We start from the raw sequence: 26,810 nt of genomic DNA on the forward strand, positions 1-26,810 counted from the left end.
ACCGTTTGTATTTTACATCTAACCTTGTGAAAGACTGTGGCATTGAGAACGATAGAAATTCTGTAGATGGTCTAGTTTAAAGATGAAAAATTAGAATTGAATATCCCTAAAAGATAGATATTTTGAATGGATTTATAGGATTATCAAGTTTTGCACGGAAACGAACAAAAAGTGATTTTGTTTGTTTAAAAATGCCTGTTATAGTGTAAATATCCTTAAAAACTAGAGGAATTATTCACAGTTTCTCAAAATGAGTGAATTTGATGAAAATAAGATGCATTTGTTGTTTAAAAGGGAATTTATATATTCATTAACATCTGCTTTATTAGCAACAATTATTATCTAGAGTAGTTATAAAGTATCGAAAATAATGCTTTTTAATGTTTAGTGTCGTAAAAAACGGGAATAGAATGTATTGATAAGAATTATATAAGCTTATCTAACTTCAAATAAAGGGTTTATTAGTGTGACACAGCTGGGGTTTACCGGTGGAGACATTGAGGTGTTTTTATGTATAATTTTTTGGATCGTTTACCTTTGCAAAAAGTGAATGTACTACATCATATTTACAAAGAACAGAGACTATTTTCAAGTTTAGAGTTATCTCAAATGATGGATTTGTCTGAAAGAACAATTTTAAAAATAGTAGATGAGATAGCAATTGATTTAGAATTTATTACCGAATCTGCTGTTATCCAAAAAGAAGAGCTTAAGTATTTTCAATTAATTTATAAAGATAATTTTTCTATGAAGACTATAGAAAGATATTATTTACAAAACTCCTTAACATATAAAGCTTTTGATGAGATGTTTTACAATAAATTTTTTGATATTAACATGTTTGTTTTGGATAATTTCACTAGCCCTGCATCCGTATATCGACGAATAAAAAAAGTTAAGCCTTTGTTAGATCAATTTTACTTGAAGTATACATCTTATGCGGAAGTCAGTCTTGAAGGGACAGAAAAGCAATTTCGTTATTTTTATTTCTTGTTCTACTGGAATTCATGTTGGGGAGAGGAATGGCCATTTGCTCTAGTTGCAAGAGAAGAAATAATTGAATTAATGGAGTATGTAGATATAGCCTATTCCGAACAACTTTTATATTGGCTGGCTACTTGCTTAACACGCGCAAAACTAGGTTGCTTAATTGAATATAATCCAATGTATGCAAACTTTACGAAATATCATCATAACTATGAGCAATTATCGAAAAAAATTAAGTTTATATTTAAGGAATTTACTGATTTAACAGATGAAGAAATTGAATTAGAAACAATGTTTTCATTCTCCATTATTAGTTGTATGCGACATTATCAGAAGAAAGATAGTGCAGTAAGTTTATTGATGAACTTTGCACAGCACCATAATCAGGAATTGTTTATACAAGCAACTTTATATTGGATGGAAATATTTATAGAGCATTTTTCAGTTACTTTAGATGTAGAAGTATATGGGGCACTCTTTGTAAACTTACTGCATCTTCATTATTTTATTTTAACCTTTTCTGGTCCAGCTAATTTATTCAAAGAAGATCTTTATAAAAAGCGGTTAGAAATGCATGAAAGTGCTCAAATAGAAATCATGAATCAGTTTTACGATCGGCTATTGGAAAATGAGGCGTTCGCGATCGTATTTAAACGCAAAGAAATATTAATTGGTCGATATCATAAATTATTAAAACAAACAATTGATTTTGTAAATAGAGATACCATTAAAATAAAAATATATTCAATGATTAATGATGTTCCTTATCTATTCAGTCAAATAAAACGTCTTTTTGTCCATGTTGAGTTATGTTCTGGAGATGAAGAGGCAGAACTAATTATAACAGATCGCCTATACTTAAATATTTACAAAGACTTAGAAGATATATTTGTATGGAATACAGTTCCGCAAAAAGGCGATTATGAAAGGTTATCAATAAGATTACATGAAATCTATTTTAATAAGTATCAACAGCCAAATAAGCTACTATTGAAAACTTTATTAAGTGAAGTTTAAAGAAATTAATCGGTATTTTGGGGATGAGTTTTGCTAATGATTAAATTATTGATGGGGGTGGTCTAAATGTGTAAAAATACACCAAATGAATTATCGTATTATTTGAAATTGGGTGATGCTGTTGTAATCGTTGATGAAGATCAAATAATTATCGATGTAAATCAACAATATGAAGCAATCACCGGCTATAAAAGAGAATTTCTTATCGGATTACCACTAGAGTGTTTAAAATCAAGTGTAACGCCATTTGTTATGTATAAATCGTTAAAAAGTACATTAAAAAAAGGAAAGCCATGGTCTGGGACAATGGTTAATGTCAACAAATCATTAGAGCTAAGATACTCATTTATAACGATTACGCCAATTGAAATAAAAGGAATTATTTATTATGTAGGAGTTATGCGCTTAGCAGAACAACTATTAATAGATGAAGTAAATCAGCACAAAATAGATCAAAAGGAGTTATTTAAGTTGTTAGCTCTGTCAAGTGAAATGCGCGATGTGAATATAGCAGAACATCTTTTAAATGTGCAAAACTTAGTTGAGGAATTCTTGCTAAACCTCTTTGAAGATAGAACTTATAATTTATCGTTAGAGTATGTTAGTAAAATTATTGAATACAGTGTTTTGCATGACATTGGAAAATCGGGAATACCGGAATCAATCCTGTATAAAACTGGGCCACTAACAGTCTATGAGAAAAAAATTATCGAGATGCATCCTCTTATGGGTGTAGATGTATTGAATAAACTAGCTGATGAAATGAACAATAAAGTTTTTGATGACAAAAAAATAGCTGAAAATATTATTAAACACCATCATGAAAACTGGGATGGAACAGGATATCCAATGGGGTTAAAAGGAGAAGAAATTCCTTTTGAAGCGAGAGTAATATCTATAGTAGATGTTTATGACGCTTTAGTTAGGAATAGAGCTTATAAAAAAGCTTGGACAAAAGAAGAGGCCCTTTCTTATTTAAATGAACAGAAGGGGATTAAGTTTGAACCTAATTTAGTAGAAGTGTTTATCGAAAAGGTTATTCATAAAAATAGTATTTTTCTATAAGTCCAAAACTATGAGTTATAGGGGAAACTACAATAATTTATTTCCATATTTAATCTTTTTTGTTAAAAATGACTATACCGAAAATCGGAAGGCTGAGTGACTCCTTAGGGATCAGAGCCACGGACCCCTGGGAAAGCGCACAGTCGGAACAGAAATTAACCCCCATGTTATGGTGATGAGCTTAAAAAATTATATGAGTAGGACAATTGAAAATGTATCAAATGTTGCTATAGAGTCATCTGATCAGTCAAATGATATGGCGAAGAGTATTTCAGAAACATTGCAAGCTATACAGCATGTCGCAGAGTCATCCGTGGAAACTGCAAATATTGCTGAAAAGATTTCCAAACAATTGAATAAGTTCAAGCTATAAGATAACAGTGCCCGCGGGTAAAAGACGAAAAAACGTTAGAAATTTTGAGTCTTCCGCGGGTTTAAGTATGTGAAATAGTCATTGAATCAAGGGCAACTTCAATTTCTCTACGATTAACTCCGTTCAAAACATAGATGAACAAAAATTTTTTCCCTTCATATCCTATGTGAGAATGGATTTTACGTTATTGAGGAGGAAAAGAATGCATTGGATAGCCATCATTCTTATTGGGATAGCTGCCAACTTAGATAATTTAGGGATTGGTCTCGCCTATGGTATTAAGCGAGTGAAAATACCCGTATTATCCAATGCGGTTATAGCTCTAATTTCAATGATCGTCACATACGCTGCAGTAACAGCTGGAAGCGTAGTTATTAATTTTATCTCTCCAGATTTCGCAAATTTAATAGGAAGTCTTTTACTGTGTGCTATTGGGATATGGACTTTATTATCTAGTCGCTTTTCTAAACAAGGAATATTGGGGAATCCCGAAGTATTTGACGAGGATAAAAATTATATAATTTCAATTCGAGAAGCAATGACGCTCGGCTTTGTCTTATCTGCCAACTGTTTAGCTGGAGGAATAGCACTTGGAGCCAATGGTATTTCTGCGATCTGGACAGTTATTTCTATCGGTATTTTTTCGTTTATAACAGTAGGTGCTGGCGTTCATTTTGGAGCCTTGCTTACCAAGACTTTTATCGGAAAACACTCAACTGCTATTTCAGGGTGGTTACTTATTCTAATAGCGATCATTGAAATAGTTTCTTAAAAACACTAGATGTCTAGTTAAGATGAATAAATAGAAAGAGTCTTTTAAAAATATAGGAAATATCACATGTTATTTACGTGGTATTTCTTTTTCTTATGGTAATTTTGACATATTGAGGACGAATTTGGTTTTGTTGTTGACATACACTGGCATTAACGATTATTCTTGGTAATAGAAGTATAATTGAGAATGATTTTCGTTTTCAATAAAATACTTTCAATATTTTTTCAGAGGAGGCGTGCAACACATGAAGAAAATAATAATGTTCGTCATGCTTGTAACTTTGTTTGTATGTAACTTTGCGTTACCACAAGCATCTGCTCAACTAGCTGACGGCACACATTCGATAAAATATCAGGTCAATAAACCTGAGAGCAACTCTGCATCCATTGCAAATGATTATTTTATAAAACCAGCAAAGGTCACATTGAAAAATGGAACAGCTACTGTTCAAATCACATTAAAAAATAGTGCATGGATCACAAAGTTCCAACCACCTGGTGGAGCAACTGTAGTAAGTGAAGATAAAGCAACAGATACTCGTACTGTACAATTTACTGTTAAAGATTTAACGAATCCAGTTGTGACTTCTATGAAAATTGATATTGACGATATTAATTATCATCATGAATACAGCGTCTCACTAGTATTTGATGCAGCATCTGAAGGAAGCACAGCAATAACAAAAACATCAGATTCGAAAACTACTAATGCTCCAACAAACTCTTCTGAAAGTCATGTGCCGAATCCACAAACAAGTGATGTAACACCATATTTATTCATTGTGGCATTAGTGGGATCAGCATTTTTACTTTATAGAAAAAAACTACAAACAAAAACGGAGGGTCAATAATGGCTAAAAAACAACAATCACGCGCAACAAAAATAGTACTAGCTTCATTGCTAGCAGCATCACTTTCAGCACCATCATTTGCATCTGCAAAGGTAACTGAAGTAACGACTACAAATACTGAAGTAAAAGCAGAGGTCACGAAATCAGAGAATACTAGCACTATTGTTGATTTCCAAATCTTTAAGCCTGGTACAACAGAACCCCAACCTGCAATTAGCTCTCATCTTGTAACACAAGGCACAATCGTTGAAAAGGATGGGAAATTTGAGGCGAAATTAACGATAGCAGCAAAATCTGCCCCAATGATTGCAGGTTTACAAACAAAGCAAGGTGATAAGTTTGTAAATGCTACTGAAGTGAAAAATGCAGATGGAACAATTACATACAGTTTCCCAGTGGTAGCTGGTGAAGTATTACAAGCAAAAATTCACGTTGTCGTAGCTTCAGCTAATATGGACAAGTGGTATGATTTTGATTTAAAAGCAGTAGAAAATAAGGAAGCAACTACTACAGAAGAAAAAGGGAAATCTGAAGAAGTTAAAGTAAATGAAGTGGCTGTCACTGTATACAAAAACGGTACTTCTGAAGAATCTATTATGAAGCAATATATTAAACCAAAAGTAGACGTATCAGTAGTAGATGGTAAAAACATAGTTACTATGACATTCCCTCAAGGTCAATATGTTAAAGGATTCACAGTGGAGGGAAAAGAAGCAACTTTAGTAAGTAAAGACGATAAAACCAATACTAGTAAGTACTCATTTGAAGTAGCAGACTTAAAAAAACTAGTGAATGCTCAGTTGCATATTGTTGTGAATGAGCCAGACAAAGGCGTAAACTATGACTCGAATCACCAAGTGCAATTTAGCTTTGCTGTGGAAGGCACAGTGAAACCAGTTGTGAATCCATTTAAAGATATTAGTAATGATGCTAATAAAGAAGCAATCTTAGCATTATACAGTAAGGGAATTGTTAAAGGGCAAGATAATTTTAAACCAAATGACAATATTACACGTTCTCAATTTGCGTTAATGATTGCTCGTTCATTAAATTTATCTTCTACAAAAGATGTTGGGTTTAAAGATACAGCGAAACTTGACGCAGAAAGTGTCCAAGCAATCAATGCTTTAGCTGATGCTGGGATTGTGATGAAAGCTGAGAACTTTAATCCAAATGGAACACTTACTCGACAACAAGGTGCAGTGATGATTTACCGTACAATAGCGCATGTTGCAGGAAAAGAAATGAACTATGGTGATCCAAGTCTACCTTATTATGCTGATGGAGCAACTGTCACAAGTGAAGAAGCAAGAAAAGCCTTTGCGTTTCTATATGCTGGTAAAATCATGACTGGATCTGTAGATGTTAAAGGTAAAACTGTTATTAATGCAAGCAGCCCATTGAAACGCACACAAATGGCAAAAATTTTAAACGGCTCATTACAATACATGAATAAATAGTACGGTTACAGCAACTTCCTTTCTCGCCTATTAGAGGAAGGAAGTTCTGTGCTCTTAACTTCTTTCAGCAAGTGTTTTATGTAACGAAAGTGAAACGGCAGTTACAAGTGTTTATGTAACGAAAGTGAAACGGCAGTTACAAGTGTTTATGTAACGAAAGTGAAACGGCAGTTACAAGTGTTTTATGTAACGAAAGTGAAACGGCAGTTACAAGTGTTTTATGTAACGAAAGTGAAACGGCAGTTACAAGTGTTTTGGTGCGAAAGCGAAGTGACAGGTACAGTAGTCACACCTCTATGATGGTGTGATGAATGCGGTTTCAAGTGACTTTTCAGCGGGTGTCCAAACATTCGCTGAAATAGAGGAACTCAGTCTAAGAACGCCACGTCCTGTGGCAATTTATCTGTGCGAAAGCGTAGCGGCAGCAACAACAACGACTGAGTGACCAACATCGTGTTGCTGCCGCTGCGTTAGCACTACGCTTTCGCGCAAAAAACATCTGTTGGCCCAAAGCCTCCGGCGGATGTCATGGAATCGGAAAGGAGTTAATACAGGCTAACTAACCCGCATCACGCAGGCCTTAGCACAAAGCCGATTCCGGACGCAATTATGCCGAGGCATAATTGATAGATATTGGAGGGATTTACACAGTGAATAGAAAAATATGTCGAGTATTCATTTTTAGTATTATCTTACTGATGTCTTTTTCTCCATTTGCTACGTTTAAGGCAAAAGCTGAAGAGTCTGTATTAAAAAATGGGAGCTATCAAGTTGAACTAAGTTTTTCATCTCTAGATGGAGTAAAAGACAACATTTTTAGCGAATTGGCGACAATTGATGTAAAGAACGGTCAGTATAGATTAAATTTAGCTATAAATAAGCCATTGAGTATAAGAGATATACATATCGAACAGTTGAAAAATGAGCTTTCGTTAAGCGATCAGACTGAAAATTTAGTTCAATTTGATGTCAAGGATTTACATCAGCCTATTATCATAAAAGGCGAGATGGCACTTTCATCCTCCCAGGAATATTTCTTTTTTTCACAGGAGCTTCAATTACAGTTAACAACCATTTCAACAATTGTGCCAAAGGATGAGGAAGCTATTCCAGAAAACGAAATCAAAGAATCTACTTCAGAAGAAATCTATGATAAGGAATGGTCAATGAATTACATATTGTTAGTAGATGGAAAAAACGAACAATCCATTATGAATACATATGTAAATCCTGTTGCAAAAATAAAAGAAAAAAACGGCAAATATTATGCCCATATGACAATTTTAAAATCTATTTGGATAACAAGCTTAACTATAGATCAACAAGGTAAACAGGTAGAGCCAAAACTCATTTCACTTGTAGACAATGTTCGAATTATCGAATTTGAAATTCAGAATTTTGAACAGCCAATACGAATGTGGGTGAAGGTAGATATTCCTGAGATTTCTTATCATCATGAATATTTCGTAAATCTAAAATTTGATCAACAGCAGGTAGCAAAGTTTTTAAATAAGCCTGCCGTAACGGCACCCTCTAAGCAAGTAGCGAATGAAAAGCCACCTGTAATTGTTAAAGAAGAAGTGAAAAAGGCGCCGGTGGTAGCACAGCATCAAACGGTGGTAAAACCCAATCAGATGTCACGGCCATTACCATCATTTCGAACAACGTTAACTGTGCCAGAGGAGGAGCAGTTAGCATTTGATCGTACACTTGACGCACCTGTTGAGGATGCTGTTAAAGATGAAGCCAAAGAATCTGATGTTAAAGAGGAATCTACTGAAAAAGTAGTAAAGAATTCTAAAGTCGATCAGCAGCTTTTTCAGCTGAATGTCATAAAGATAGTATTGCTTGTAGTAATCTGTCTTTTGTCGGGCTGGTTGCTCGTTCGTCGTATCAGAAATTCCAAAAAAGATGTGACTGAACAAAAATAAGTAGGAGATGACTTTATGCAAAAGAACTGGAAATGTTGGCTGCTTATGATGGCGCTTATGTCATTACTTTTAGTAGTTGCTGGCTGTAACGATGGTGATAAGCGAGAAGAAAAAGAGACATCTGCTGAAGAGCAATTAAGTAAAACTGCTGAAGAGAATGAACAACGTATTATTGCAGGTACAGTTGTTATTGCAGAAATTTTAGATAAGCTTGATATAGATGCTATAGCAGTACCTGAAACAGAAAAAACATTAGCAAAACGCTTTGATGGTCTCCCTACTATTGGCAATGCAATGGAGCCGGATATGGAGATTGTTAAATCATTAAATCCAACAGATGTGTTATCAGTGTCAACGTTAGAATATGACTTACAGGACAAATTTGAGCAGTTGAAAATTCCAGTTGATTTTTTAAACTTTCAAAGTGTGGATGCCATGCTTTCCGAAATTAGAACCCTCGGTGAGCGTTATGATCGCGTAGCACAAGCCGATGAGTTAGTGAATGGCTTGCAAAAAAATATTGATGCTGTACAAACAGTAGCTGGTAACAAGAAGGGACCTCGTGTACTAATTTTACTTGGCATTCCAGGTAGTTATTTAGTTGCAACTGAAAACTCTTATGCAGGTGATCTTGTGAAACGGGCAGGCGGTATTAATGTAATGGAAGGGCAGGATGCTGAATATTTGTCTTCTAATACTGAGTATCTGCACAACAGTAACCCTGATATAATTTTACGTTTATCGCATGGTATGCCAGACGAAGTTGTAAAAATGTTTGACGAGGAATTTAAAACGAATGATATTTGGAAACATTTTGACGCAGTAAAAAATGGTAAAGTGTATGATTTAGAGGAAGAATTGTTCGGTACTACAGCGTCCTTAAAAGTGCCGCAAGCTTTAGGACGGCTAATGGAAATCTTTTATCGTTAATAGTCAGTAGAAATGTCGCTCATATCGCAAGCATTGTCTTGCTATAGAGCGATCTTCTATTTAGTAGGGAATCACGTGGGGTGTGAAATGTACAAATAACATGATGGAATCTGAAAAGAAAAAGGAAGTCTAAGATGACAAACAAAATTGTAAGCTTTTCTATTGTAATTGTATTATTACTAGTTTCAGCAGTTTATGCAGCAACTACAGGTAGCATTAAAATGGGGTTCTTTGAATTTATTGGTGCATTATTTGATAAAGGAAATAGTCAAATGGATGCTATCCGCGACTTGAGATTTCCAAGAATCATTGTTGCGCTATTTGCTGGTGCAGCACTTTCTGTTTCAGGGGTCCTATTACAATCTGTGATGCGTAACCCGTTAGCTGATGCAGGTGTTATTGGTATATCTTCAGGAGCGGCATTTGTACAGCTCTTTATTATTTCTTTCTTTCCAACATTATTTTTTTTGACACCTGTATTAGCATTTATTGGTGGGGCATCTGCCTGCGCCCTCGTCTTTGCATTGTCATGGAAGTCGGGCTTAAGTCCTTTGAAGCTAATTTTAGTCGGAATTGCTATTAATGCAATGTTCACTGGGTTAACAGAGGCTTTCATTAGTTTAGGCGGCTCATTGAGTACTTCAGCTACTGGCGTTGTAGATTCAAACTTAACGATGCGTACATGGAAGGATGTATCAACAATTGTTACTTATGGTTCTGTCGGATTAATAGCTGCCTTTGCGTTATATAGCTGGTGTAATCTCCTAGTATTACAAGACAAAACAGCGAAAAGTCTAGGTTTTCAAGTAGCTCGTGCTCGTCTATTAATAGCTGCTGTTGCGGTATTATTATCGGCTGTTTCTGTTGTCGTAGCGGGAGTTATCTCGTTCGTTGGTCTGTTAGTGCCACATATTTCTCGTCGTTTAGTTGGGCACGATCATAAGGTGCTCATACCTTTTACAGCTTTAGCTGGAGCATTATTAATATTAGTGGCAGATACTATTGGTCGCACAATTGCTACACCGCTTGAAATACCAGCTTCAACCATTATGGCGATTATCGGTGGACCATTCTTAATATTCCTATTACGAAAAGAGTGAGAAGACATGGAAATACAAGATATTATCGTATCACATGATAATACTCGAAATCATTTAGACGGTGTATCGACGATAATTAAGAAGGGAAAAATCACAACGATTATCGGTCCAAACGGCTGCGGAAAATCAACATTATTAAGTGTTATGTCCCGCAATAATAGACCGATATCGGGGAATATATCATTAGAAAATAAGGATTTGATGCACTACAAGCCAAAAGAGTTTGCAAAAAAATTAGCAGTTGTCTATCAACAAAATGATGTACCAAAGGATTTAACAATAGAAAAATTGGTGAGCTTTGGACGTTTACCGTATCATACAATGCTAAAAAGAAATGATGATGAAGATACCAAAGCTATTGAATGGGCACTTGCTTGTACGAACTTACTAGAAAAACGAAATACCGATTTAGAGGCTTTATCAGGTGGAGAACGTCAGCGTGTGTGGATTGCTATGGCGTTAGCCCAGCAATCTGAAATTTTATGTTTGGATGAGCCGACAACATATTTGGATATTTATTATCAAATTGAGTTATTGGAGCTTGTAAAATCATTAAATGAGGGGCATGGCTTAACAATCGTTATGGTGCTTCACGATATAAATCAGGCGATTCGCTATAGCGATCAAATTATTTTGATGAAAGCAGGACAAATAATAGCTGAGGGAGCACCCCGCAACGTCATTACAAGGGAAGTAATTAAAGAAGTCTATGGAGTTGAAGCCGTTTTCAATGAGGACGAGTTGCTTGGATTTTACATGGTCCCTCTTGGAATATAAATAGGTGATATGATGAAAAAATGGACATCTAAGTTTTTAACATTTGTATATTTAGCTATATTCTTATACTCAGGCTTTTCATTAGCCAAGTACTTATACACGTACTATGAGACTTCAAAATCGCTGGAAGAAGTACAAACGATTTATCAATCAACTTTGACTACTCTAGAAGATGAAGCGGTGGAAACCTCATCAACGCCTTTTACGATCCGTCCACAATTCAATGATTTACTATCTGTCAATAACAATATTGTTGGATGGATTTCTACAGACGGGACAAAGCTCAATAATCCAATCCTACAAGCTGAAAATAATGATTTTTATTTAAATCATAATTTTAAAGACCGAGAAAGCCGTGCAGGTAGTGTATTTATGGATTATCGTAATGATGTGCAGGATATAAACCGAAATACTATTTTGTACGGCCATGCCATGAAGAATAATACGATGTTTGGGAGTCTAAAAAATTACTTAAATCAGCAATATGTAGACGAACATCCTATCATTTATTTAGACACACTGTATGAAAGCTATGACGTTGAAGTCTTTGCTGCTTATGAAACTACAATTGATTTTTATTATATTGAAACAGAATTTAAGAGCAACGATACTTTCCTGAAATTTTTGGACGAGATTCAAGCACACTCTGCAATCGAAATGAATGTAGAGATTGGGCCAGAAGACAAAATTCTTACACTATCCACTTGTAAGGATTCTGTCATGAGTGACGACCATCGTTTTGTAGTGCAAGGTAAATTAGTGAAACGCTAATAGATAAGTGGTTTCCCATTTCAATGGGGAGCTGCTTTTTTATTAGCAAAATGCTTAGCAGGAAGAAGTTAAAAATCTTTTTATAAATAACTTGACGTAAGTAAATTATTAATATATAGTAGGTTACAGAAAGTAATTGATTACTTTTCGTAACTACGTTTAACTAGGATGTACAAAAGAAGTAACTACAAATGTGTAACCCTTAAAATATTGGGGACATAATTTATGTAGTTGCTTCATATTATAAAATATATCTCGAAATCGAGATAAAATCAACTTCATTGGAGGAATTTATAATGGCAAAATGGAACATTGATTTAGGACACTCAGCAATTAACTTTCAAGTAAAACACATGATGGTTTCAAAAGTAAAAGGTGTATTCGATACTTATTCAGCAGATATTGAAGCGGCAGATCTTGCAGATTTAACAACAGCAAACATTAGCCTTACAATTGATCCAGCTAGCATTAATACACGTAGTGAAGATCGTGATAATCACTTAAAAGCAGCAGATTTCTTCGATGCTGAAAAATATCCGACAATTACATTCAAGTCAACAAACATTGCAAAAAAATCAGATGATGAATATGCGATTACAGGTGATTTAACAATTAAAGACGTAACAAAATCAGTAACATTTGATACTGAATTTAATGGTAAAGGTACGAATCCATGGGGCCAAGAAGTTTATGGCTTTGAATCTACAACATCAATCAATCGTGAAGATTTTGGCTTAACTTGGAATGCTGCATTGGAAACTGGCGGTGTTCTAGTTGGGAAAGACATCAAAATTACAGTTGAACTGGAAGTAAACCCAGCTTAATTTTGTAAAAAGTGCTCGAATTATATCGGGCACTGAAAAACTTACGTTTTCATAAAAGCGAACCTTTTTCAGATAAAAATAAGGCACTTCTTGTTCAGTTTTGAACAGGAAGTGCCTTATTTCTGTCTCTATTCCTTATTCATTTTCGTTTAGTAGCTTTAATATCCGTTTCAAATTGACGGCGAATATCGTTGTAGCACCTTGAATTTCCATGCCAAATAGACCCGCAGTCGATGCCGTATCGTACCCGTGTCCGTTTTTTAATTCACTATTCTTCGCTTCTACTTTGTAGCGATTTGCGGCTAATTGCTTAAAAGCTTCCGTATTTTGAAATGCCTCTTGTTCGGCATGTGCATCCGACTTAATTGTGACAGAATACGTTTTACTTTTTGCGCCTTCTTTATAACAGCCCTCTCTCATTGGACATACTTTACATTTTTCAATATCAAAATAATATGTCTGACTTTGACTCATACTCGTTCCTTTTTTACCCGTACGTGCTTTTCTTGTCGCGAGATGACCGGCCTTACAAACAAACATTCCAGCATCTTTATTAAACTCAAACTTGTCTTCTTCTTTTCGTGGTCCTTGTGTAAGAATAGGGTTCAACTTTGCCACAAGTGCGATTTTCTCTTCTTTAGTATATTCGATGTTTGCCTTTTCAGAGTAAGCTGCGTCTCCAATAACTGTATTAATTTTCATACCTGCTTGTGTGCTTTTTTCAATTAACTCTTGAAGATATTTCCCATCGTTTTTTTCACCTGTTGTAATGACAGCCGCTGTAATAATACGTTCATCACTCAACGCGATATGTGTCTTGTACCCGAAGAAAGAAGATTCCGACGTCTTATGCCCTTTTCGCGCATCCGCATCAGAAGAGTAATTTAGATGTTCTTGAAAATCTTCTGCGACTTCTTTTAAAACATTCAGCTTTTCCTTGACAGCTGGCATTTGTGCAATTTGTGGTTCCTTTTCAATGACTGAAATAACTTCCTTACAGTAAGCTAATTCATCCTTTACTTCGTTAGAAGTGGTCTTTGCGGGGAATTTGTCTTTCATCGATTCGTCAATTTTGTAGACAGCTTTTCGAGCGTGTTTTGATTTCTCTTGTAAAAATTCTTTAGGTGTTTTTTGGTTGTAACGTGCTTTTGTATGTGTGGCATCCACAATAATCGTTTGACTGTTGATGATTTTTTTCTCCAATGCGATCTCAACTGTTTTCCCAATGAGCATGTCTAATAAGCTTACGTCTTGGAGACGAAGCCGACGAAATTTTGTAAGCGAACTTGAATCAATGACTGGATCTTCTGGCGCCATATCCAAGAAATATTTGAATGACATATCGTACTTTGAACGCTCTACAAGATCGACGTCTGATACATCATAAATCGCTTTTAATAATAAGTACTTAAACATGCGAATTGGAGGAATGGCATTACGTCCATTGTCTAAACAATATTTTGTTTTTAACTCTTCTAAAATGAATGAAAAATCAACAAGTTCATTGATTTGGCGAAGTATATTATCTTTTGGTACAACAATATCGTAGATCGCCATATATGGACTTAAATTAAGGGTTTCTTGATTTGAAATCATCGGGGGCACCACCTGCACATTAATTCTTTCATTATAAAGGAAAGCGAGACTAAAATAATAGTGTGATACATTGCGTTGTTTGGAGAAGCATCGCTTGACTCCTGCGGGAAAGCGAGACAGACGAGACCCCGCACGAAGCGAAGCGTAGGAGGAGGCTCGGCGCTCGCCCGCGGAAAGCGAGCGGAATGCTTCGGAAAACAACAGTAGAGTCACAGTGCCAAATGAAAAAAGCGAGGTATTCAACGATTTAATCGTTGAATACCTCGCAATGTAAGAAGATATGGACTTTTTCAGTGACCTCAATTATATCGGGCACTTTTTTTTATAAATAAAAAAAACGTTGCCCCAAAAAACATAACAAATAGGTTGCTTGCATAATTTTAGTAATTACTGCATATAAAACATCATATTGTTTTTGGGGGCGATGGGATGAATGTATTAGTGACAGGCGGCTATGGTTTTATTGGTAGTGCAGTGGCGAGGCGTTTTTTTAAAGAGGGTGCAAATGTTTATATTATTGATAATTTAAGTACCGGTCATTTACGCAATGTCGACTTTGAGCATAAATCTTATCTTTTGAATGTAGAAGATGAAGTTTGTGAGCATCTCTTTAAAGAAACATCATTTGATGTAGTAATCCATTGTGCAGCGCAAACGAGTGTTCAAAAATCGGTGCAAGAGCCAGTGAAAGATGTTTTAACTAATATTGTAGGGCTTAGTCAGATGCTCTTCTTATCGTCAAAATATAAGGTAAAGCATTTCGTTTTTGCCTCGTCAGCAGCTGTTTATGGAGATAGTCACTATCCTCCATTAGAAGAAACAGATGTTAGTGAACCGATTTCGATGTATGGATTAAACAAGAGTATTGGTGAGACATACTGTGAAAAATGGCAAAGGGATTATCATTTACCAACATTAATTTACAGGTTTGCTAATGTATTCGGTCCAAGGCAATGTATGCGGGGGGAAGCTGCGGTTATTCCTAGCATGCTAAGAAGCAGTATTGAAGGAAAGGCATTTACAATTTATGGAGATGGAGAGCAAACAAGAGATTTCATATATGTAGATGACATTGCAGATGCTATTTATGCTGGTGTACAGGCTAGATTACAGGGCATTTATAACGTATCAACAAATGAGGCATGGTCGATTCATCAAGTCATTTTATTATTACAGCATTTAAATCATCCTTTAGAAATTCAATATGCCCCTGCTAGAGAAGGGGATATTGAACATTCATTTTTAAATAATGAAAAGTTGGCGAAAGCAATAGGATGGAGACCAAAAACTACTTTTGCGGAAGGCATAGAGCGTACATTGCAAGCATTACAAAATGAAAAGATAGTGGAGATTTAACTTAACAACGCCAAGGAGATTAGGAACCTTGGCGTTGAATTTTTAATTACATATCGGATTCTTTATTTGAAATTTCTTGAAAGCCCCGTTTACAAATCTATAAAAATAGATATAATGAATTTTATGGAACCTTCACAAATCTATAAAGCATTATCAAACGATACAAGACGTCAAATATTATTATGGTTAAAGAATCCAGAGGAATTTTTTGATGAAAAACTTTATTTACAACAAGGAATTAGTTTTCAAGTTGGAGTATGTGTAAGAGATATTCAATCGAAAGCAGGACTAGCTCAATCGGTTATCTCAAATTATTTATTAACTATGCAACAAGCTGGATTATTACAATCCGAACGTATTGGAAAGTGGACTTATTATCGTCGGAATGAGAAAACAATACAAGAATTTCGAGAGTACGTTCAAAAAGAATTATAAATAGAAAGGAGGATTTCTTTTTTTTGGTTCAATACATCTAATTATACAGATATATAGAATTATATATATTCTGAATAGTTATGATTTCGCATCTATCAATATTTGTCACAATGCTCAACAATTAAATCAATTTAAGATTGGAGATTTTTATTAATGCGAAAAGTAAATCCTTTACTTATTTTTATACTAGCAATAGGTGTATTTGGAATTATTACAACAGAGATGAGTATTGTCGGAGTATTACCACAAATCGCTCGGAAATTTGAGATTTCAACCGCACAATCAGGTTTATTAGTAAGTATTTTTGCTCTAGTTGTTGCTATCTCTGGGCCATTTTTAATATTACTTGTGTCTGGGATTAATCGTAAGCTACTTTTATTAACAACAATATTTATATTTGCTATTTCTAATATTTTTTATGCTTATACGACACATTTTGAAGTTATGCTTATTTTTCGTATTATACCTGCTGCACTTCACCCTCTATTCTTTTCAATAGCTCTTGTAACTGCAGCTAATCTTGTCCCTCCAGAAAAAAGCGGTCGAGCAGTTTCTAAAGTTTTCTTGGGAGTTACGGTTGGCTTTGCTTTAGGTGTACCATTAACTTCTTATCTTGCAGAACAGTTTTCATTAGAAATTGCTTTCTTGTTTGGAGCGATTGTAAATGCTGTAGCCTTTATAGGAATATTAATTTTGCTTCCTTCTATGCCTGTTAAAGAAAAAATGTCTTTTGGCAAGCAAGTCGGTATATTACGAAAAACTGAGTTATGGTTAAATATAGGAACTGTTATATTTATTTTTGCAGCTATGTTTTCGGTATACAGTTATTTTGCTGAATACCTTGCAAAAGTCACTCACATGAATGGCTCATCGATTAGTATTATGTTGCTAATATTTGGTGTAATTATGATTTTAGGTAATTTTTTATTTGGATTTCTTTTGCAAAAAAACATGTTGAAAACTGTAATTTTATTTCCGGTATTATATTTATTCGTTTACTTATTCGTTTATTATTTAGGTTCTTATTTCGTTCCAATGATTTTTATGGTATTCATTTGGGGAATCGTACATTCTGGCGGTTTAATCGTTAGTCAGGCATGGTTAATAAGTGAAGCTAAAGAAGCCCCTGAATTTGGTAATAGCTTATTTGTTTCATTTTCAAATCTTGGAATTACTTTAGGAACATCCTTTGGGGGTTGGTTTATTTCTCAATTAGGAATTCAACAACTTATTTGGAGTGGCTTTATTTTTTCACTACTTTCTTTAGTATTGATATTAATAAAAATAAAACTTTTCAACTCTAGTATTCCATCGCCATCAAATTAAATGTGTTGTCTGTTCCAGAAAAACGAGAAACTTTAACTTCTTTCAGCAAATGTCTTTTATAGCGTAAGTGAAACGGCAGTTACAAATGTCTTATGACCGAAATAGAGGAACTCAGACAAAACACGTTGCTGACGCTACGCTTTCGCGCAAAAAACATTTGCTGCTGACGCTACGTTAGCACTACGCTTTCGCGCAAAAAACATCTGTTGGCCCAAAGCCTTCGGAGCAATTACGCCAAGGCGAAATTTATAGATTCACTCTGAATTTAATTAGTATTATTCTGAGTAATATGTCTTTTTTTGCGACTATAGTATAATAATTGTTTAAAGGAATGCTGCGGAATTGAACGGAGGCTTACAAATGCTGGTAGATTTCAGAGTGAAAAATTGCTTAAGTTATAAAGATGAAACGCTATTTTCGATGGTGGCGGGAAGCCGAATTCGAAAATTAAAGGACACACATACGATGAAATTTGACTCGTTTCGCCTTGTAAAAAGTGCTTTTATTTTCGGACCAAATGGAAGTGGAAAATCGAACTTATTCACTGCTATTAAAATTTTACGTTCTTTATTGTTTAACTTTGAAAATCTTAATAATGTTAAACAACTACGATTGCCCTACCAACCGTTTAAACTAGGGGGTCGGCAAGAACAACCGACAGAATTTATGATTTCGTTATTATTAGATGGGGTGCTGTACGATTATGAGGTACAGTATAATGCATCTCAGGTTCTTTACGAAGGCCTAACTAAAACGACAAAGTCCATGAAAGTTCAAATCTTTACTAGACAATGGGATGGGACAGAATATTTGTATGAAACTGCCCAAAGCACAGCGCTAGAATTGACAAAATATACGCGTAATAATACAGCTTTCTTATCAGTATTAAATGTCTTTAATGACCCAGATGCTACGAAAATATTTGATTGGTTTTTACATAAAATACTGTTTTTAGATGAAGCAAATCGGTTATCAAGTCATCCACTTATTCGTAAACTTGAAGAGGAGCCCTTTAAAAAAGAGGTTATAAAGTTACTAAAGATTGCAGACTTTTCTATTCAAGATGTGACGGCAAGACGCGTTGAGCGAAGAGCGAAAAATACTATTGGCTATGATTTTGACACTCCAGAGGTTATTCAAGAGGTAGATATCGATTTGCACTATTTATCGTTCGATGAAGCAGGTGCGCCGACCGGGACAGAAACGATCAATTGGACGATGGATTCAAAGGGGACAGTCCGTATGCTACATTTAGCATGTGTTATGGTCGATGCATACAATAAAGGGAAGACGATTTTTATAGATGAATTTGATACAGCATTTCATGTGTCCATCTGCGAATTTTTAATGGCCATTATGAACAGCAAGCGTAACGTTACGAATCAATTTGTTGTTACAAGTCATGCAATTGATTTATTAGATCAGCCACTACGTTCCGATCAAATATGGTTTGTAAATAAAAGCTTTAAAAATGAATCCGAGTTATACTCCTTATTTGATTTTGCGGATTTACAGAAGAAACGTGGGGATATTTCCTATGCCAAGCGTTACTTAAAAGGAGAATTTGGGGCTACACCGGTTATTAATGAATATTTATCAGATCAATATTTAACTTCTTTCAGCGGGAATTCAAACACCCGCTGAAATAGAGGAACTCAGTCTAGGAACGCCACGTCCTGTGGCAACGACTGAGTGACCAACTTCGTGTTGGCCTAAAGCCTCCGGCGGATGTCACGGAATCGGAAAGGAATTCTTTGTGCAGGCACAAAGCCGATTCCGGACGCAATTATGCCGAGGCATAATTGATCTTCTGCTTTCAGCGGGAATCCAAACACCCGCTGAAATTGAGGAACTCAGTCTAAGAACGCCACGTCCTGTGGCAATTTATCTGTGCGAAAGCGAAGCGACAGCAGCCATTAAGCAGAGATATATTTGATAGGAAGTGGGGGGTGTTTGAGCAGTGAGAGTGCGTCAACAAGGGAATCGAACACTGCGTAAAACAGTTTTAATTTATTGTGAAGGTGAAACCGAACGCATTTATTTTGAGCAAATGCGTATTTTAAAGCGCTCAAAAATGGTAAGCGTCAAAATAAAAAACGTCAAGCGTTCGGCTATTAAGCTAGCTCAGCATGCCTATCGAGATTCAAGCTACCAATATTTTGATGAAGTTTGGATTGTTTTTGATAAGGATGATTTAACTGAAAAGCAATTAGAGGAAGTTAATGACTTTTGTGAGGAGAATAATATTCATATTGCCTATTCAAATGAAGCATTCGAATTATGGCTATTGTTGCATTTTGAAGAAGTCGATCTATCTGAAAAGTATCCTCGAGCTGTATTAAATGACAAGATGGAGCAGCATCTTGGGGTAACACGTTATTTTCGTCATAAAGCGGATGAGTCAGTTATTGCACCTATCGCACTTCGACATGAGGTCGCTATTAAAAATTGCACAGATATGATGGCACTTCGTAAGACGGAAAGCCGTGACAATCCCTATTGCAACATACATGAAATGATACAATACATATTTTAACTTCTTTCAGCAATATAACAATTATTAAAAGTACGACATATATTAAGTTGATCGGAGTGGAACTTTTTCAATGCGACGATTACTAAGATTTATTTATCTTCCACTCAAGAATATAGATAAATAAATTTTTTGTATTGGGGAATAAATAACCTTAAAAGCCATGACAATTGAACTGTACATATGACACGTCCTTAAACCAATAAATGATAGAAAAGTGTATGTTGTATTTTTTTGACTATCTACCTTGCCTTTTCTTTCTAAACACATTACAATGAAATTAAGTTAATATACTAGGTTTGAGCGATTGAGAGACCATTAAAAACATATGTACTTTTGTACATGTGCTTTTAATGGTCTCTTTTTTTCGCTTTAAATAAGGAGGAATTTCATTATGAGCACAGCTTCAGCAATACAACGTCAACAAACGATTGTAGAATTAGAAAGTAAAGAATACGATTTATTGGTTATCGGTGGTGGGATTACAGGTTGTGGTATCGCACTGGATGCAATTGCTCGTGGACTATCTGTAGCGTTAGTTGAAATGCAAGACTTCGCGGCCGGTACTTCTAGTCGTTCGACAAAATTAGTGCACGGTGGACTTCGTTATTTAAAACAATTTGAAATAAAAGAGGTTGCAGATTTAGGAAAAGAGCGTGCAATCGTTTATGAAAATGGACCGCATGTAACAACTCCTGTATGGATGCTACTGCCATTCCATACAGGTGGCACATTCGGTAAATTCTCAACGAATATTGGCTTACGTGTCTATGATTTTTTAGCAGGGGTTAAACGTTCTGAGCGTCGATATATGTTAAATGCTGCAAAAACAATGGAAAAAGAACCTTTGGTCAAAGGTGAGGACTTACGCGGCGGTGGTGTATATGTAGAATATCGTACAGATGATGCACGTCTGACAGTCGAAGTTGCCAAAGCTGCCATCGAAAAAGGCGCAACACTCATTAATTATACAAAGGCAGAAAACTTTTTATACAATGACCAAAAGAAAATTAATGGAATTGTAGCGCAAGATTTGATTGCCCATAATACGTTTAATATTCGTGCGAAAAAAGTCGTAAATGCTGCTGGTCCATGGGTAGATGAGGTTCGGAATATCGAAGGGAAACAAAATGGTAAGCACTTAATTTTATCAAAAGGTGTGCACATCGTTTTTGATGAATCTAAATTCCCATTACGTCAAGCTGTCTATTTTGATACACCTGATGGTCGTATGGTGTTTGCGATTCCTCGAAATGGGAAAACGTATGTTGGAACGACAGATACATTTTACGAAGGCGATGCCCGAGAAATGAATATCCATCAAGAAGATCGTGATTATATTATGAAAGCAATTCATTACATGTTCCCAAAAGTTAACGTCACTGATGCAGATATCGAATCAAGCTGGGCAGGTGTTCGTCCATTAATTCATGAGGAAGGTAAAGATCCATCTGAAATTTCTCGTAAGGACGAAGTATGGGAATCTGCTTCAGGACTTGTAACAATCGCTGGCGGTAAATTAACAGGTTACCGTAAAATGGCTGAAACGGTTTTAAATATGATTACGCAAGATTTAGAACAACGATTTGGCATTACATCAAAACCATGTCATACAAAGAATATTCATATATCTGGTGGAGATGTTGGGGGCTCCCAAAACTTACATGCTTTCGTGTCAAAACGAACAAAAATGGGTGTTAATATTGGATTATCAGAAGAGGAAGCGAAACATTTAGCACATCATTATGGTTCTAATGTGGATACTGTTTTTGAATATGCTAAAGAAAAACATCCTGTTTTACCACAAGGGCTATATGCTCAGCTACTGTATGGTATTCATCAGGAAATGGTTGTTCATCCAAACGACTTTATGATTCGTCGTACAGCGTATATGTTCTTTAATATCGCTCTTGTGAAGCAATATAAAGACGCGATATTAGATGAAATGGCAAAACAATTACATTGGTCTGTTGAACAACGTACGCAATATGAAAAAGATTTAAATTTAGAAATAACAAGAGCTACCACTGCATTATAATAAAAAGGAAGGTCGTCTTAAAGGCGACCTCACTTTTTAACTTCTTTCAGTGGATGTTTTTTGTACCGAAAGCGTAGCGACAGCAACACGGTTTTCTTTCTGTGCGAAAGCGTAGCGACAGCAACAACAACACACGACTGAGTGACCAACATCACGTTGGCCTAAAGCCTCCGGCGGATGTTATGGAAATCGAAAAGGAGTGCTTAAAGGATGTTAGCCTAAAATCATTGCACCCACGCGATAACGGTTAACTGACCTGCATCGGTAAAAATGCCAAGTCCTGTGGCATTACCGAAATGACCGACATCGTGTCGGCCCTCATACAGGCCGAAGCACAAAGTCCGATTCTAGACACAATTATGCCGAGGCATAATTGATATAAAGGGGAAATCAAATGAATTTCAATGATCAACAAATTATTCCCGCTGCACGTACAATTAAGCAATTTGATGAAATATTAAATAGTCGATTCGAATACATTGTTCTATTAGAAGTCCATATTAGTTCGCTCATGTCAATAAAACGAGAAGCAGATCGAAACGGTAAAAAATTAATTATTCATGCAGATTTAATTCATGGCTTAAAAACGGATAATTTTGCAGCAGATTTTTTATGTAATGATATCCGTCCAGCAGGTATAATTTCCACTCGATCTAATATGTTAATAAAAGCAAAATCTCGTGGGATTATTGCAATTCAGCGCGTCTTTTTAATTGATACGATTGCACTAGAAAAAAGCTTTTCAATGATTGAATCAGCGAAGCCTGATTATATTGAATTATTACCAGGCATCATTCCTTCAATGATTTCAGAAGTACACCAGCGAACAAAAATTCCTGTTATTACAGGTGGACTAGTTCGCACTGTTGAAAGCATTGAGGAAGCGTTATCATCTGGAGCAGTAGCTATTACAACATCAAATAAGGAATTGTGGGAAAATTTCCAAAAATATTGTTGACTATGTATATTATTTTCTCTACAATGTACATAAGTTAAAAAGCGCGTGGTTAGGAAAAGGAACCCACATTTATTCATCTGCATTACAACGTGCAGTTTGTTTAAGTGTGGGTTTATTTTTTTACTAAGTGCACTATTACAAAGGGGGGCTTTATGTATGTCAACATTTACAGCTGAACTTGTCGGCACGATGATTCTTATTTTATTCGGTGGTGGCGTTGTTGCAGGTGTATCACTGCACAAATCGAAAGGTTTTGGCGGTGGATGGGTAGTGATTACATTCGCTTGGGGTCTAGGTGTGGCTATGGCTGCATATGCTGTTGGTGGTATTAGTGGGGCTCATTTAAATCCTGCTTTAACGATCGCGCTTGCTACAATCGGTAATTTCCCATGGGAAGACGTACCTACTTACATTGCTGCACAATTGATTGGTGCATTTTTAGGTGGGGTACTCGTTTATTTTATGTATTTACCACATTGGAAAGGTACGAAAGATCCGGAAGCGAAACTGGCTGTATTTTCTACAATGCCTGCTATTAAACATCCATTATCAAATTTAATTTCAGAAATGATTGGTACATTTATACTTGTTTTAGGTATCCTAGCATTAGGAACAAATACAATTACGGATGGCATGAATCCATTTCTAGTTGGTATGCTAATTGTAGTCATCGGGATGGCATTAGGGGGCCCTACTGGTTATGCAATTAACCCTGCACGTGACTTAGGTCCACGTATAGCTCACTTTTTCTTACCAATCCCAGGTAAACGTGATTCAGGATGGTCATATGCATGGATTCCAGTTGTAGGTCCAATTATCGGTGGTACATTTGGTGCCCTATTTTTCCAACAAATTTTTGAAGGAAATAATAGTATCACATTTTGGGTGTTTGCTATTATTGTAGTTATTATTTTTATCAGTGCTCAAATGACAGTGAAAAATATTAAAAGTGAAGAGTAAATCAATTATGCTTCGGCAAAATTGTGTTCGGAATCGGCTTTGACGTTTCACTTACGCTACAGAAAATAATTGTAGCTGACGCTTCGCTTTCGCTACCAAAACACTTGTAGCTGGCGCTTCGCTTTCGCTACCAAAACACTTGCTGAAAGAAATTAAAAAATTATTTGGAGGTATGACCGATGTCAGAAAAAAAATATATTTTAGCTTTGGACCAAGGTACAACAAGCTCACGTGCTATTTTGTTTGATGAAAAAGGGAGCATTCTCCATGTTGCACAACAAGAATTCCCACAATATTTCCCACACTCAGGATGGGTTGAACATCACGCAGAAGAAATTTGGTCTTCTATTCTTTCTTGTATCGCTACAGTGCTATCTGCAAAAAATATTGAATCAAATCAAATTGCTGGGATCGGTATTACAAACCAACGCGAAACAACTGTTGTTTGGGATAAACATTCAGGGAAACCAATTTATAATGCGATTGTATGGCAATCACGCCAAACGAACGCTATTTGTGAGGAATTGAAAGAAAACGGTTACAATGATTTATTCCGTGATAAAACTGGTTTATTAATCGATGCATACTTCTCCGGTACAAAAGTAAAATGGATTTTAGACAATGTTGAAGGTGCTCGTGAAAAAGCAGAAGCAGGCGATTTATTATTCGGTACAATTGATACGTGGTTAATATGGAAGTTAACAGGTGGTAAAGTCCATGTTACGGATTATTCAAATGCTTCTCGTACATTAATGTACAACATATATGATTTAAAATGGGATGAAGAAATATTAGACATTTTAGGAGTTCCTGCTTCTATGCTTCCTGAGGTTCGTCCTTCTTCAGAAGTGTATGGATATACTGAAGAAGCTCTGTTCTTTGGTTCTGCTGTTCCAATTGCAGGGGCTGCAGGTGATCAACAAGCTGCTTTATTCGGTCAGGCATGCTTCGAAGAAGGTATGGTTAAAAACACTTACGGTACGGGCTGCTTTATGTTGATGAATACTGGTGAAAAGGCAGTAAAATCAGAAAATGGCTTATTAACTACTCTTGCATGGGGCTTAAATGGTAAGGTTACTTACGCTTTAGAAGGAAGTATTTTCGTAGCTGGCTCTGCTATTCAATGGTTACGCGACGGCTTACGAATGTTCCGTTCTGCTTCTGAATCTGAACAATATGCTGCACGTGTAGAGTCGTCTGACGGCGTTTATGTAGTTCCTGCATTCGTTGGTCTAGGGACACCTTATTGGGATTCAGATGTACGAGGTGCAGTATTCGGTTTAACTCGCGGTACTTCTAAAGAACATTTTGTACGTGCAACATTAGAATCGTTAGCGTATCAAACAAAAGACGTACTTGGTGCAATGGAAGCAGATGCCAATATTCCACTAACGAAATTACGTGTAGATGGTGGTGCAGTTGCAAACAATTTCTTAATGCAATTCCAATCAGATTTATTAAACGTTCCTGTTGATCGTCCGGTCATTAACGAAACAACAGCTTTAGGTGCTGCGTATTTAGCAGGTTTAGCAGTTGGCTTCTGGAATTCACCAGATGAAATTAGTGAGTATTGGAATTTAGATCGTCAATTCACACCTAATATGGATGACTCACATCGTGAAGAAATCTATGCAGGCTGGAAAAAAGCTGTAGCAGCTGCTCAAGCGTTTAAATAAAAAGATAGTGATGAAAAAACCTTGATAGGCAATTTTGAAGCGGATCCTGTTGTTAGACAAAAATCTAACGGGGTCACTTCACTTGCCGATCAAGGTTTTGTTTTAGGTAAGTGTTTAAAGTATCTCATTGATACATGCGGATATAAAACGGTAAGCCCATTTTCCTGACGGTACCCCATATCACTATATTAGACTGAGTCGTTTGGATATGCAGTATTTTCAGAATTGTTAAATCGAAAAATAAGTTGATATCCATTAAAAGTTTCACCATATTCCTCACTGTAAACTCCACTAGTATAATTAGAAATTGTATTCCTCCAAAATTTTTGTCCAACAATGTTTTTTTCTAATGGATTAGTAAACAACTCCCAATTTCCTTTAAATTGTTCAAATATCATATTTGCAGCATGTTCAGCAATACCTCTACCTCTTAATGATTGAACTAAAAAGAATTCATTTAAAAAATAATCAATTCCTTTATTACAATGTGGAGGAGACGCTATAAGGATAAACCCCGCTGGTATCCCATCCACTAAAATTGAGTAGGGGAATAAAATATCTGGCTTTTCCCACCAAATATTCTGAACTTCATACTGGTCTATTAATGTTCGGAAATCATCACTATCCTCGTATATTCCGTGTACATTCGGTAGATTACCATAATGTCCTGATAGGTCATATAAATATAAAGGGTATAAGTTTTTAATAACATACCCATTATTTTTATCAGTTAATTGTATTTCTATTTTCATTGGTTTCTCCCTCCGATTTAATCAATTTTTACAGAGTCGATCATTTCGAACAAAATGGAGTATTCATTATATAGTTTTTTATGTACGCTTGGGCGTACTTTTGTTCATCAATTAAACTGGCTGTTTCTCTAGAATCGAATGCATGGTGGCAGGAATCCTCAACATAAACATGATGAGGAAACTTTCAATCGTCTGAACATAGTCTTTTTTTAGCTTTCTAACAGGCTCCCTTTCTTTGTAATAAATCCAAGCCACATGTTTCCACTTACAATATTTCTATTAGAACTACTAGATATCCTTTAAAATGTGTAACAAAGCAA

At 35.7% G+C, this 26,810-nt stretch carries 23 protein-coding genes and 1 pseudogene; 22 read left to right on the forward strand and 2 right to left on the reverse strand.

Annotated features, from left to right (window positions below; genetic code table 11):
* The first annotated feature begins 510 nt into the window (after nt 1-510).
* The 13 genes and pseudogenes from ACZ11_RS19440 (at nt 511) to ACZ11_RS19495 (ending at nt 12,860) form a co-directional block, all read left to right on the forward strand.
* The gene (locus ACZ11_RS19440; RefSeq protein WP_049668183.1) at nt 511-2,004 is read left to right on the forward strand and encodes a helix-turn-helix domain-containing protein; all 1,494 of its coding nucleotides are present in this window, start codon (nt 511-513) and stop codon (nt 2,002-2,004) included.
* A gap of 66 nt (nt 2,005-2,070) precedes the next feature.
* Nucleotides 2,071-3,069, forward strand: coding sequence for an HD domain-containing phosphohydrolase (locus tag ACZ11_RS19445; RefSeq protein WP_049668184.1), 999 nt, complete (start codon nt 2,071-2,073; stop codon nt 3,067-3,069).
* Nucleotides 3,070-3,262: 193 nt separating this feature from the next.
* The gene (locus ACZ11_RS19450) at nt 3,263-3,442 is read left to right on the forward strand and encodes a hypothetical protein (RefSeq protein WP_134008738.1); all 180 of its coding nucleotides are present in this window, start codon (nt 3,263-3,265) and stop codon (nt 3,440-3,442) included.
* 202 nt (nt 3,443-3,644) lie between these two features.
* The gene (locus ACZ11_RS19455) at nt 3,645-4,214 is read left to right on the forward strand and encodes a manganese efflux pump (protein ID WP_049668186.1); all 570 of its coding nucleotides are present in this window, start codon (nt 3,645-3,647) and stop codon (nt 4,212-4,214) included.
* A gap of 247 nt (nt 4,215-4,461) precedes the next feature.
* Entirely contained in the window at nt 4,462-5,067 is a 606-nt protein-coding gene (gene isdC / locus ACZ11_RS19460) for a heme uptake protein IsdC (protein WP_049668187.1), read from the forward strand.
* Nucleotides 5,067-6,527 carry an NEAT domain-containing protein gene (locus ACZ11_RS19465; RefSeq protein ID WP_049668188.1) on the forward strand — a complete coding sequence of 487 codons (1,461 nt, stop codon included), beginning with the start codon at nt 5,067-5,069 and terminating at the stop codon, nt 6,525-6,527. Before isdC ends, ACZ11_RS19465 begins: the two co-directional genes overlap by 1 nt.
* Before the next feature lie 307 nt (nt 6,528-6,834).
* Nucleotides 6,835-6,972: a hypothetical protein gene (locus ACZ11_RS26440; protein ID WP_161804482.1), complete on the forward strand. Its 138-nt coding sequence runs from the start codon at nt 6,835-6,837 to the stop codon at nt 6,970-6,972.
* 205 nt (nt 6,973-7,177) lie between these two features.
* Nucleotides 7,178-8,458: an NEAT domain-containing protein gene (locus ACZ11_RS19470; protein WP_049668189.1), complete on the forward strand. Its 1,281-nt coding sequence runs from the start codon at nt 7,178-7,180 to the stop codon at nt 8,456-8,458.
* Between the two features lie 15 nt (nt 8,459-8,473).
* Nucleotides 8,474-9,388 carry a heme ABC transporter substrate-binding protein IsdE gene (gene isdE / locus ACZ11_RS19475; protein WP_049668190.1) on the forward strand — a complete coding sequence of 305 codons (915 nt, stop codon included), beginning with the start codon at nt 8,474-8,476 and terminating at the stop codon, nt 9,386-9,388.
* A gap of 134 nt (nt 9,389-9,522) precedes the next feature.
* Nucleotides 9,523-10,526 (forward strand): annotated as a pseudogene (locus ACZ11_RS19480) (FecCD family ABC transporter permease).
* Nucleotides 10,495-11,265 carry an ABC transporter ATP-binding protein gene (locus tag ACZ11_RS19485; protein WP_049668192.1) on the forward strand — a complete coding sequence of 257 codons (771 nt, stop codon included), beginning with the start codon at nt 10,495-10,497 and terminating at the stop codon, nt 11,263-11,265. Before ACZ11_RS19480 ends, ACZ11_RS19485 begins: the two are co-directional and overlap by 32 nt.
* Before the next feature lie 9 nt (nt 11,266-11,274).
* A complete protein-coding gene (gene srtB / locus ACZ11_RS19490) occupies nt 11,275-12,036 on the forward strand; it encodes a class B sortase (RefSeq protein ID WP_236690910.1) in 762 nt (253 codons plus the stop codon).
* A 296-nt stretch (nt 12,037-12,332) separates the two neighbouring features.
* Entirely contained in the window at nt 12,333-12,860 is a 528-nt protein-coding gene (locus ACZ11_RS19495) for a YceI family protein (RefSeq protein ID WP_049668194.1), read from the forward strand.
* A gap of 135 nt (nt 12,861-12,995) precedes the next feature.
* Here the strand turns inward: ACZ11_RS19495 and ACZ11_RS19500 are convergent, their stop codons facing one another.
* Complete coding sequence (locus ACZ11_RS19500) at nt 12,996-14,456, reverse strand: IS1182 family transposase (protein WP_049665626.1); 1,461 nt, start codon at nt 14,454-14,456, stop codon at nt 12,996-12,998.
* 429 nt (nt 14,457-14,885) lie between these two features.
* On the opposite strand from ACZ11_RS19500, the gene ACZ11_RS19505 reads away from it, so the two are divergent.
* The 9 genes from ACZ11_RS19505 (at nt 14,886) to glpK (ending at nt 25,738) form a co-directional block, all read left to right on the forward strand.
* Nucleotides 14,886-15,812 carry an NAD-dependent epimerase/dehydratase family protein gene (locus ACZ11_RS19505; protein ID WP_049668195.1) on the forward strand — a complete coding sequence of 309 codons (927 nt, stop codon included), beginning with the start codon at nt 14,886-14,888 and terminating at the stop codon, nt 15,810-15,812.
* Between the two features lie 123 nt (nt 15,813-15,935).
* The gene (locus ACZ11_RS19510) at nt 15,936-16,247 is read left to right on the forward strand and encodes an ArsR/SmtB family transcription factor (protein ID WP_049668737.1); all 312 of its coding nucleotides are present in this window, start codon (nt 15,936-15,938) and stop codon (nt 16,245-16,247) included.
* A 153-nt stretch (nt 16,248-16,400) separates the two neighbouring features.
* Nucleotides 16,401-17,573, forward strand: a complete 1,173-nt coding sequence (locus ACZ11_RS19515; protein ID WP_049668196.1) for an MFS transporter — start codon at nt 16,401-16,403, stop codon at nt 17,571-17,573.
* 360 nt (nt 17,574-17,933) lie between these two features.
* On the forward strand, nt 17,934-19,217 hold the full coding sequence (locus ACZ11_RS19520; RefSeq protein WP_049668197.1) for an AAA family ATPase: 1,284 nt from the start codon (nt 17,934-17,936) through the stop codon (nt 19,215-19,217).
* 316 nt (nt 19,218-19,533) lie between these two features.
* Nucleotides 19,534-20,109: an RloB family protein gene (locus ACZ11_RS19525; RefSeq protein ID WP_049668198.1), complete on the forward strand. Its 576-nt coding sequence runs from the start codon at nt 19,534-19,536 to the stop codon at nt 20,107-20,109.
* Nucleotides 20,110-20,500: 391 nt separating this feature from the next.
* Nucleotides 20,501-22,144 carry a glycerol-3-phosphate dehydrogenase/oxidase gene (locus ACZ11_RS19530; protein WP_049668199.1) on the forward strand — a complete coding sequence of 548 codons (1,644 nt, stop codon included), beginning with the start codon at nt 20,501-20,503 and terminating at the stop codon, nt 22,142-22,144.
* 394 nt (nt 22,145-22,538) lie between these two features.
* Nucleotides 22,539-23,102, forward strand: coding sequence for a glycerol-3-phosphate responsive antiterminator (locus tag ACZ11_RS19535; RefSeq protein ID WP_049668200.1), 564 nt, complete (start codon nt 22,539-22,541; stop codon nt 23,100-23,102).
* Between the two features lie 156 nt (nt 23,103-23,258).
* Complete coding sequence (locus ACZ11_RS19540) at nt 23,259-24,062, forward strand: MIP/aquaporin family protein (RefSeq protein ID WP_049668201.1); 804 nt, start codon at nt 23,259-23,261, stop codon at nt 24,060-24,062.
* A 179-nt stretch (nt 24,063-24,241) separates the two neighbouring features.
* On the forward strand, nt 24,242-25,738 hold the full coding sequence (gene glpK / locus ACZ11_RS19545; RefSeq protein ID WP_049668202.1) for a glycerol kinase GlpK: 1,497 nt from the start codon (nt 24,242-24,244) through the stop codon (nt 25,736-25,738).
* 188 nt (nt 25,739-25,926) lie between these two features.
* Here the strand turns inward: glpK and ACZ11_RS19550 are convergent, their stop codons facing one another.
* Nucleotides 25,927-26,490 (reverse strand): GNAT family N-acetyltransferase, encoded by a 564-nt coding sequence (locus tag ACZ11_RS19550; protein WP_049668203.1) that lies wholly within the window; start codon nt 26,488-26,490, stop codon nt 25,927-25,929.
* Between the last annotated feature and the right edge of the window lie 320 nt (nt 26,491-26,810).

This window comes from Lysinibacillus xylanilyticus (assembly GCF_001183605.1).
GTDB classification, from domain to species: Bacteria; Bacillota; Bacilli; order Bacillales_A; family Planococcaceae; genus Lysinibacillus; species Lysinibacillus xylanilyticus.

Excerpts from the sequence above, each read along its gene's own strand:
- ACZ11_RS19440 (WP_049668183.1), top strand. The coding sequence starts at position 511 with ATGTATAATTTTTTGGATCGTTTACCTTTGCAAAAAGTGAATGTACTA.
- ACZ11_RS19445 (WP_049668184.1), top strand. The coding sequence starts at position 2,071 with ATGTGTAAAAATACACCAAATGAATTATCGTATTATTTGAAATTGGGT.
- ACZ11_RS19450 (WP_134008738.1), top strand. The coding sequence starts at position 3,263 with ATGAGTAGGACAATTGAAAATGTATCAAATGTTGCTATAGAGTCATCT.
- ACZ11_RS19455 (WP_049668186.1), top strand. The coding sequence starts at position 3,645 with ATGCATTGGATAGCCATCATTCTTATTGGGATAGCTGCCAACTTAGAT.
- isdC (WP_049668187.1), top strand. The coding sequence starts at position 4,462 with ATGAAGAAAATAATAATGTTCGTCATGCTTGTAACTTTGTTTGTATGT.
- ACZ11_RS19465 (WP_049668188.1), top strand. The coding sequence starts at position 5,067 with ATGGCTAAAAAACAACAATCACGCGCAACAAAAATAGTACTAGCTTCA.
- ACZ11_RS26440 (WP_161804482.1), top strand. The coding sequence starts at position 6,835 with ATGAATGCGGTTTCAAGTGACTTTTCAGCGGGTGTCCAAACATTCGCT.
- isdE (WP_049668190.1), top strand. The coding sequence starts at position 8,474 with ATGCAAAAGAACTGGAAATGTTGGCTGCTTATGATGGCGCTTATGTCA.
- ACZ11_RS19485 (WP_049668192.1), top strand. The coding sequence starts at position 10,495 with ATGGAAATACAAGATATTATCGTATCACATGATAATACTCGAAATCAT.
- srtB (WP_236690910.1), top strand. The coding sequence starts at position 11,275 with ATGATGAAAAAATGGACATCTAAGTTTTTAACATTTGTATATTTAGCT.
- ACZ11_RS19495 (WP_049668194.1), top strand. The coding sequence starts at position 12,333 with ATGGCAAAATGGAACATTGATTTAGGACACTCAGCAATTAACTTTCAA.
- ACZ11_RS19500 (WP_049665626.1), bottom strand. The coding sequence starts at position 14,456 with ATGATTTCAAATCAAGAAACCCTTAATTTAAGTCCATATATGGCGATC.
- ACZ11_RS19505 (WP_049668195.1), top strand. The coding sequence starts at position 14,886 with ATGAATGTATTAGTGACAGGCGGCTATGGTTTTATTGGTAGTGCAGTG.
- ACZ11_RS19510 (WP_049668737.1), top strand. The coding sequence starts at position 15,936 with ATGGAACCTTCACAAATCTATAAAGCATTATCAAACGATACAAGACGT.
- ACZ11_RS19515 (WP_049668196.1), top strand. The coding sequence starts at position 16,401 with ATGCGAAAAGTAAATCCTTTACTTATTTTTATACTAGCAATAGGTGTA.
- ACZ11_RS19520 (WP_049668197.1), top strand. The coding sequence starts at position 17,934 with ATGCTGGTAGATTTCAGAGTGAAAAATTGCTTAAGTTATAAAGATGAA.
- ACZ11_RS19530 (WP_049668199.1), top strand. The coding sequence starts at position 20,501 with ATGAGCACAGCTTCAGCAATACAACGTCAACAAACGATTGTAGAATTA.
- ACZ11_RS19535 (WP_049668200.1), top strand. The coding sequence starts at position 22,539 with ATGAATTTCAATGATCAACAAATTATTCCCGCTGCACGTACAATTAAG.
- ACZ11_RS19540 (WP_049668201.1), top strand. The coding sequence starts at position 23,259 with ATGTCAACATTTACAGCTGAACTTGTCGGCACGATGATTCTTATTTTA.
- glpK (WP_049668202.1), top strand. The coding sequence starts at position 24,242 with ATGTCAGAAAAAAAATATATTTTAGCTTTGGACCAAGGTACAACAAGC.
- ACZ11_RS19550 (WP_049668203.1), bottom strand. The coding sequence starts at position 26,490 with ATGAAAATAGAAATACAATTAACTGATAAAAATAATGGGTATGTTATT.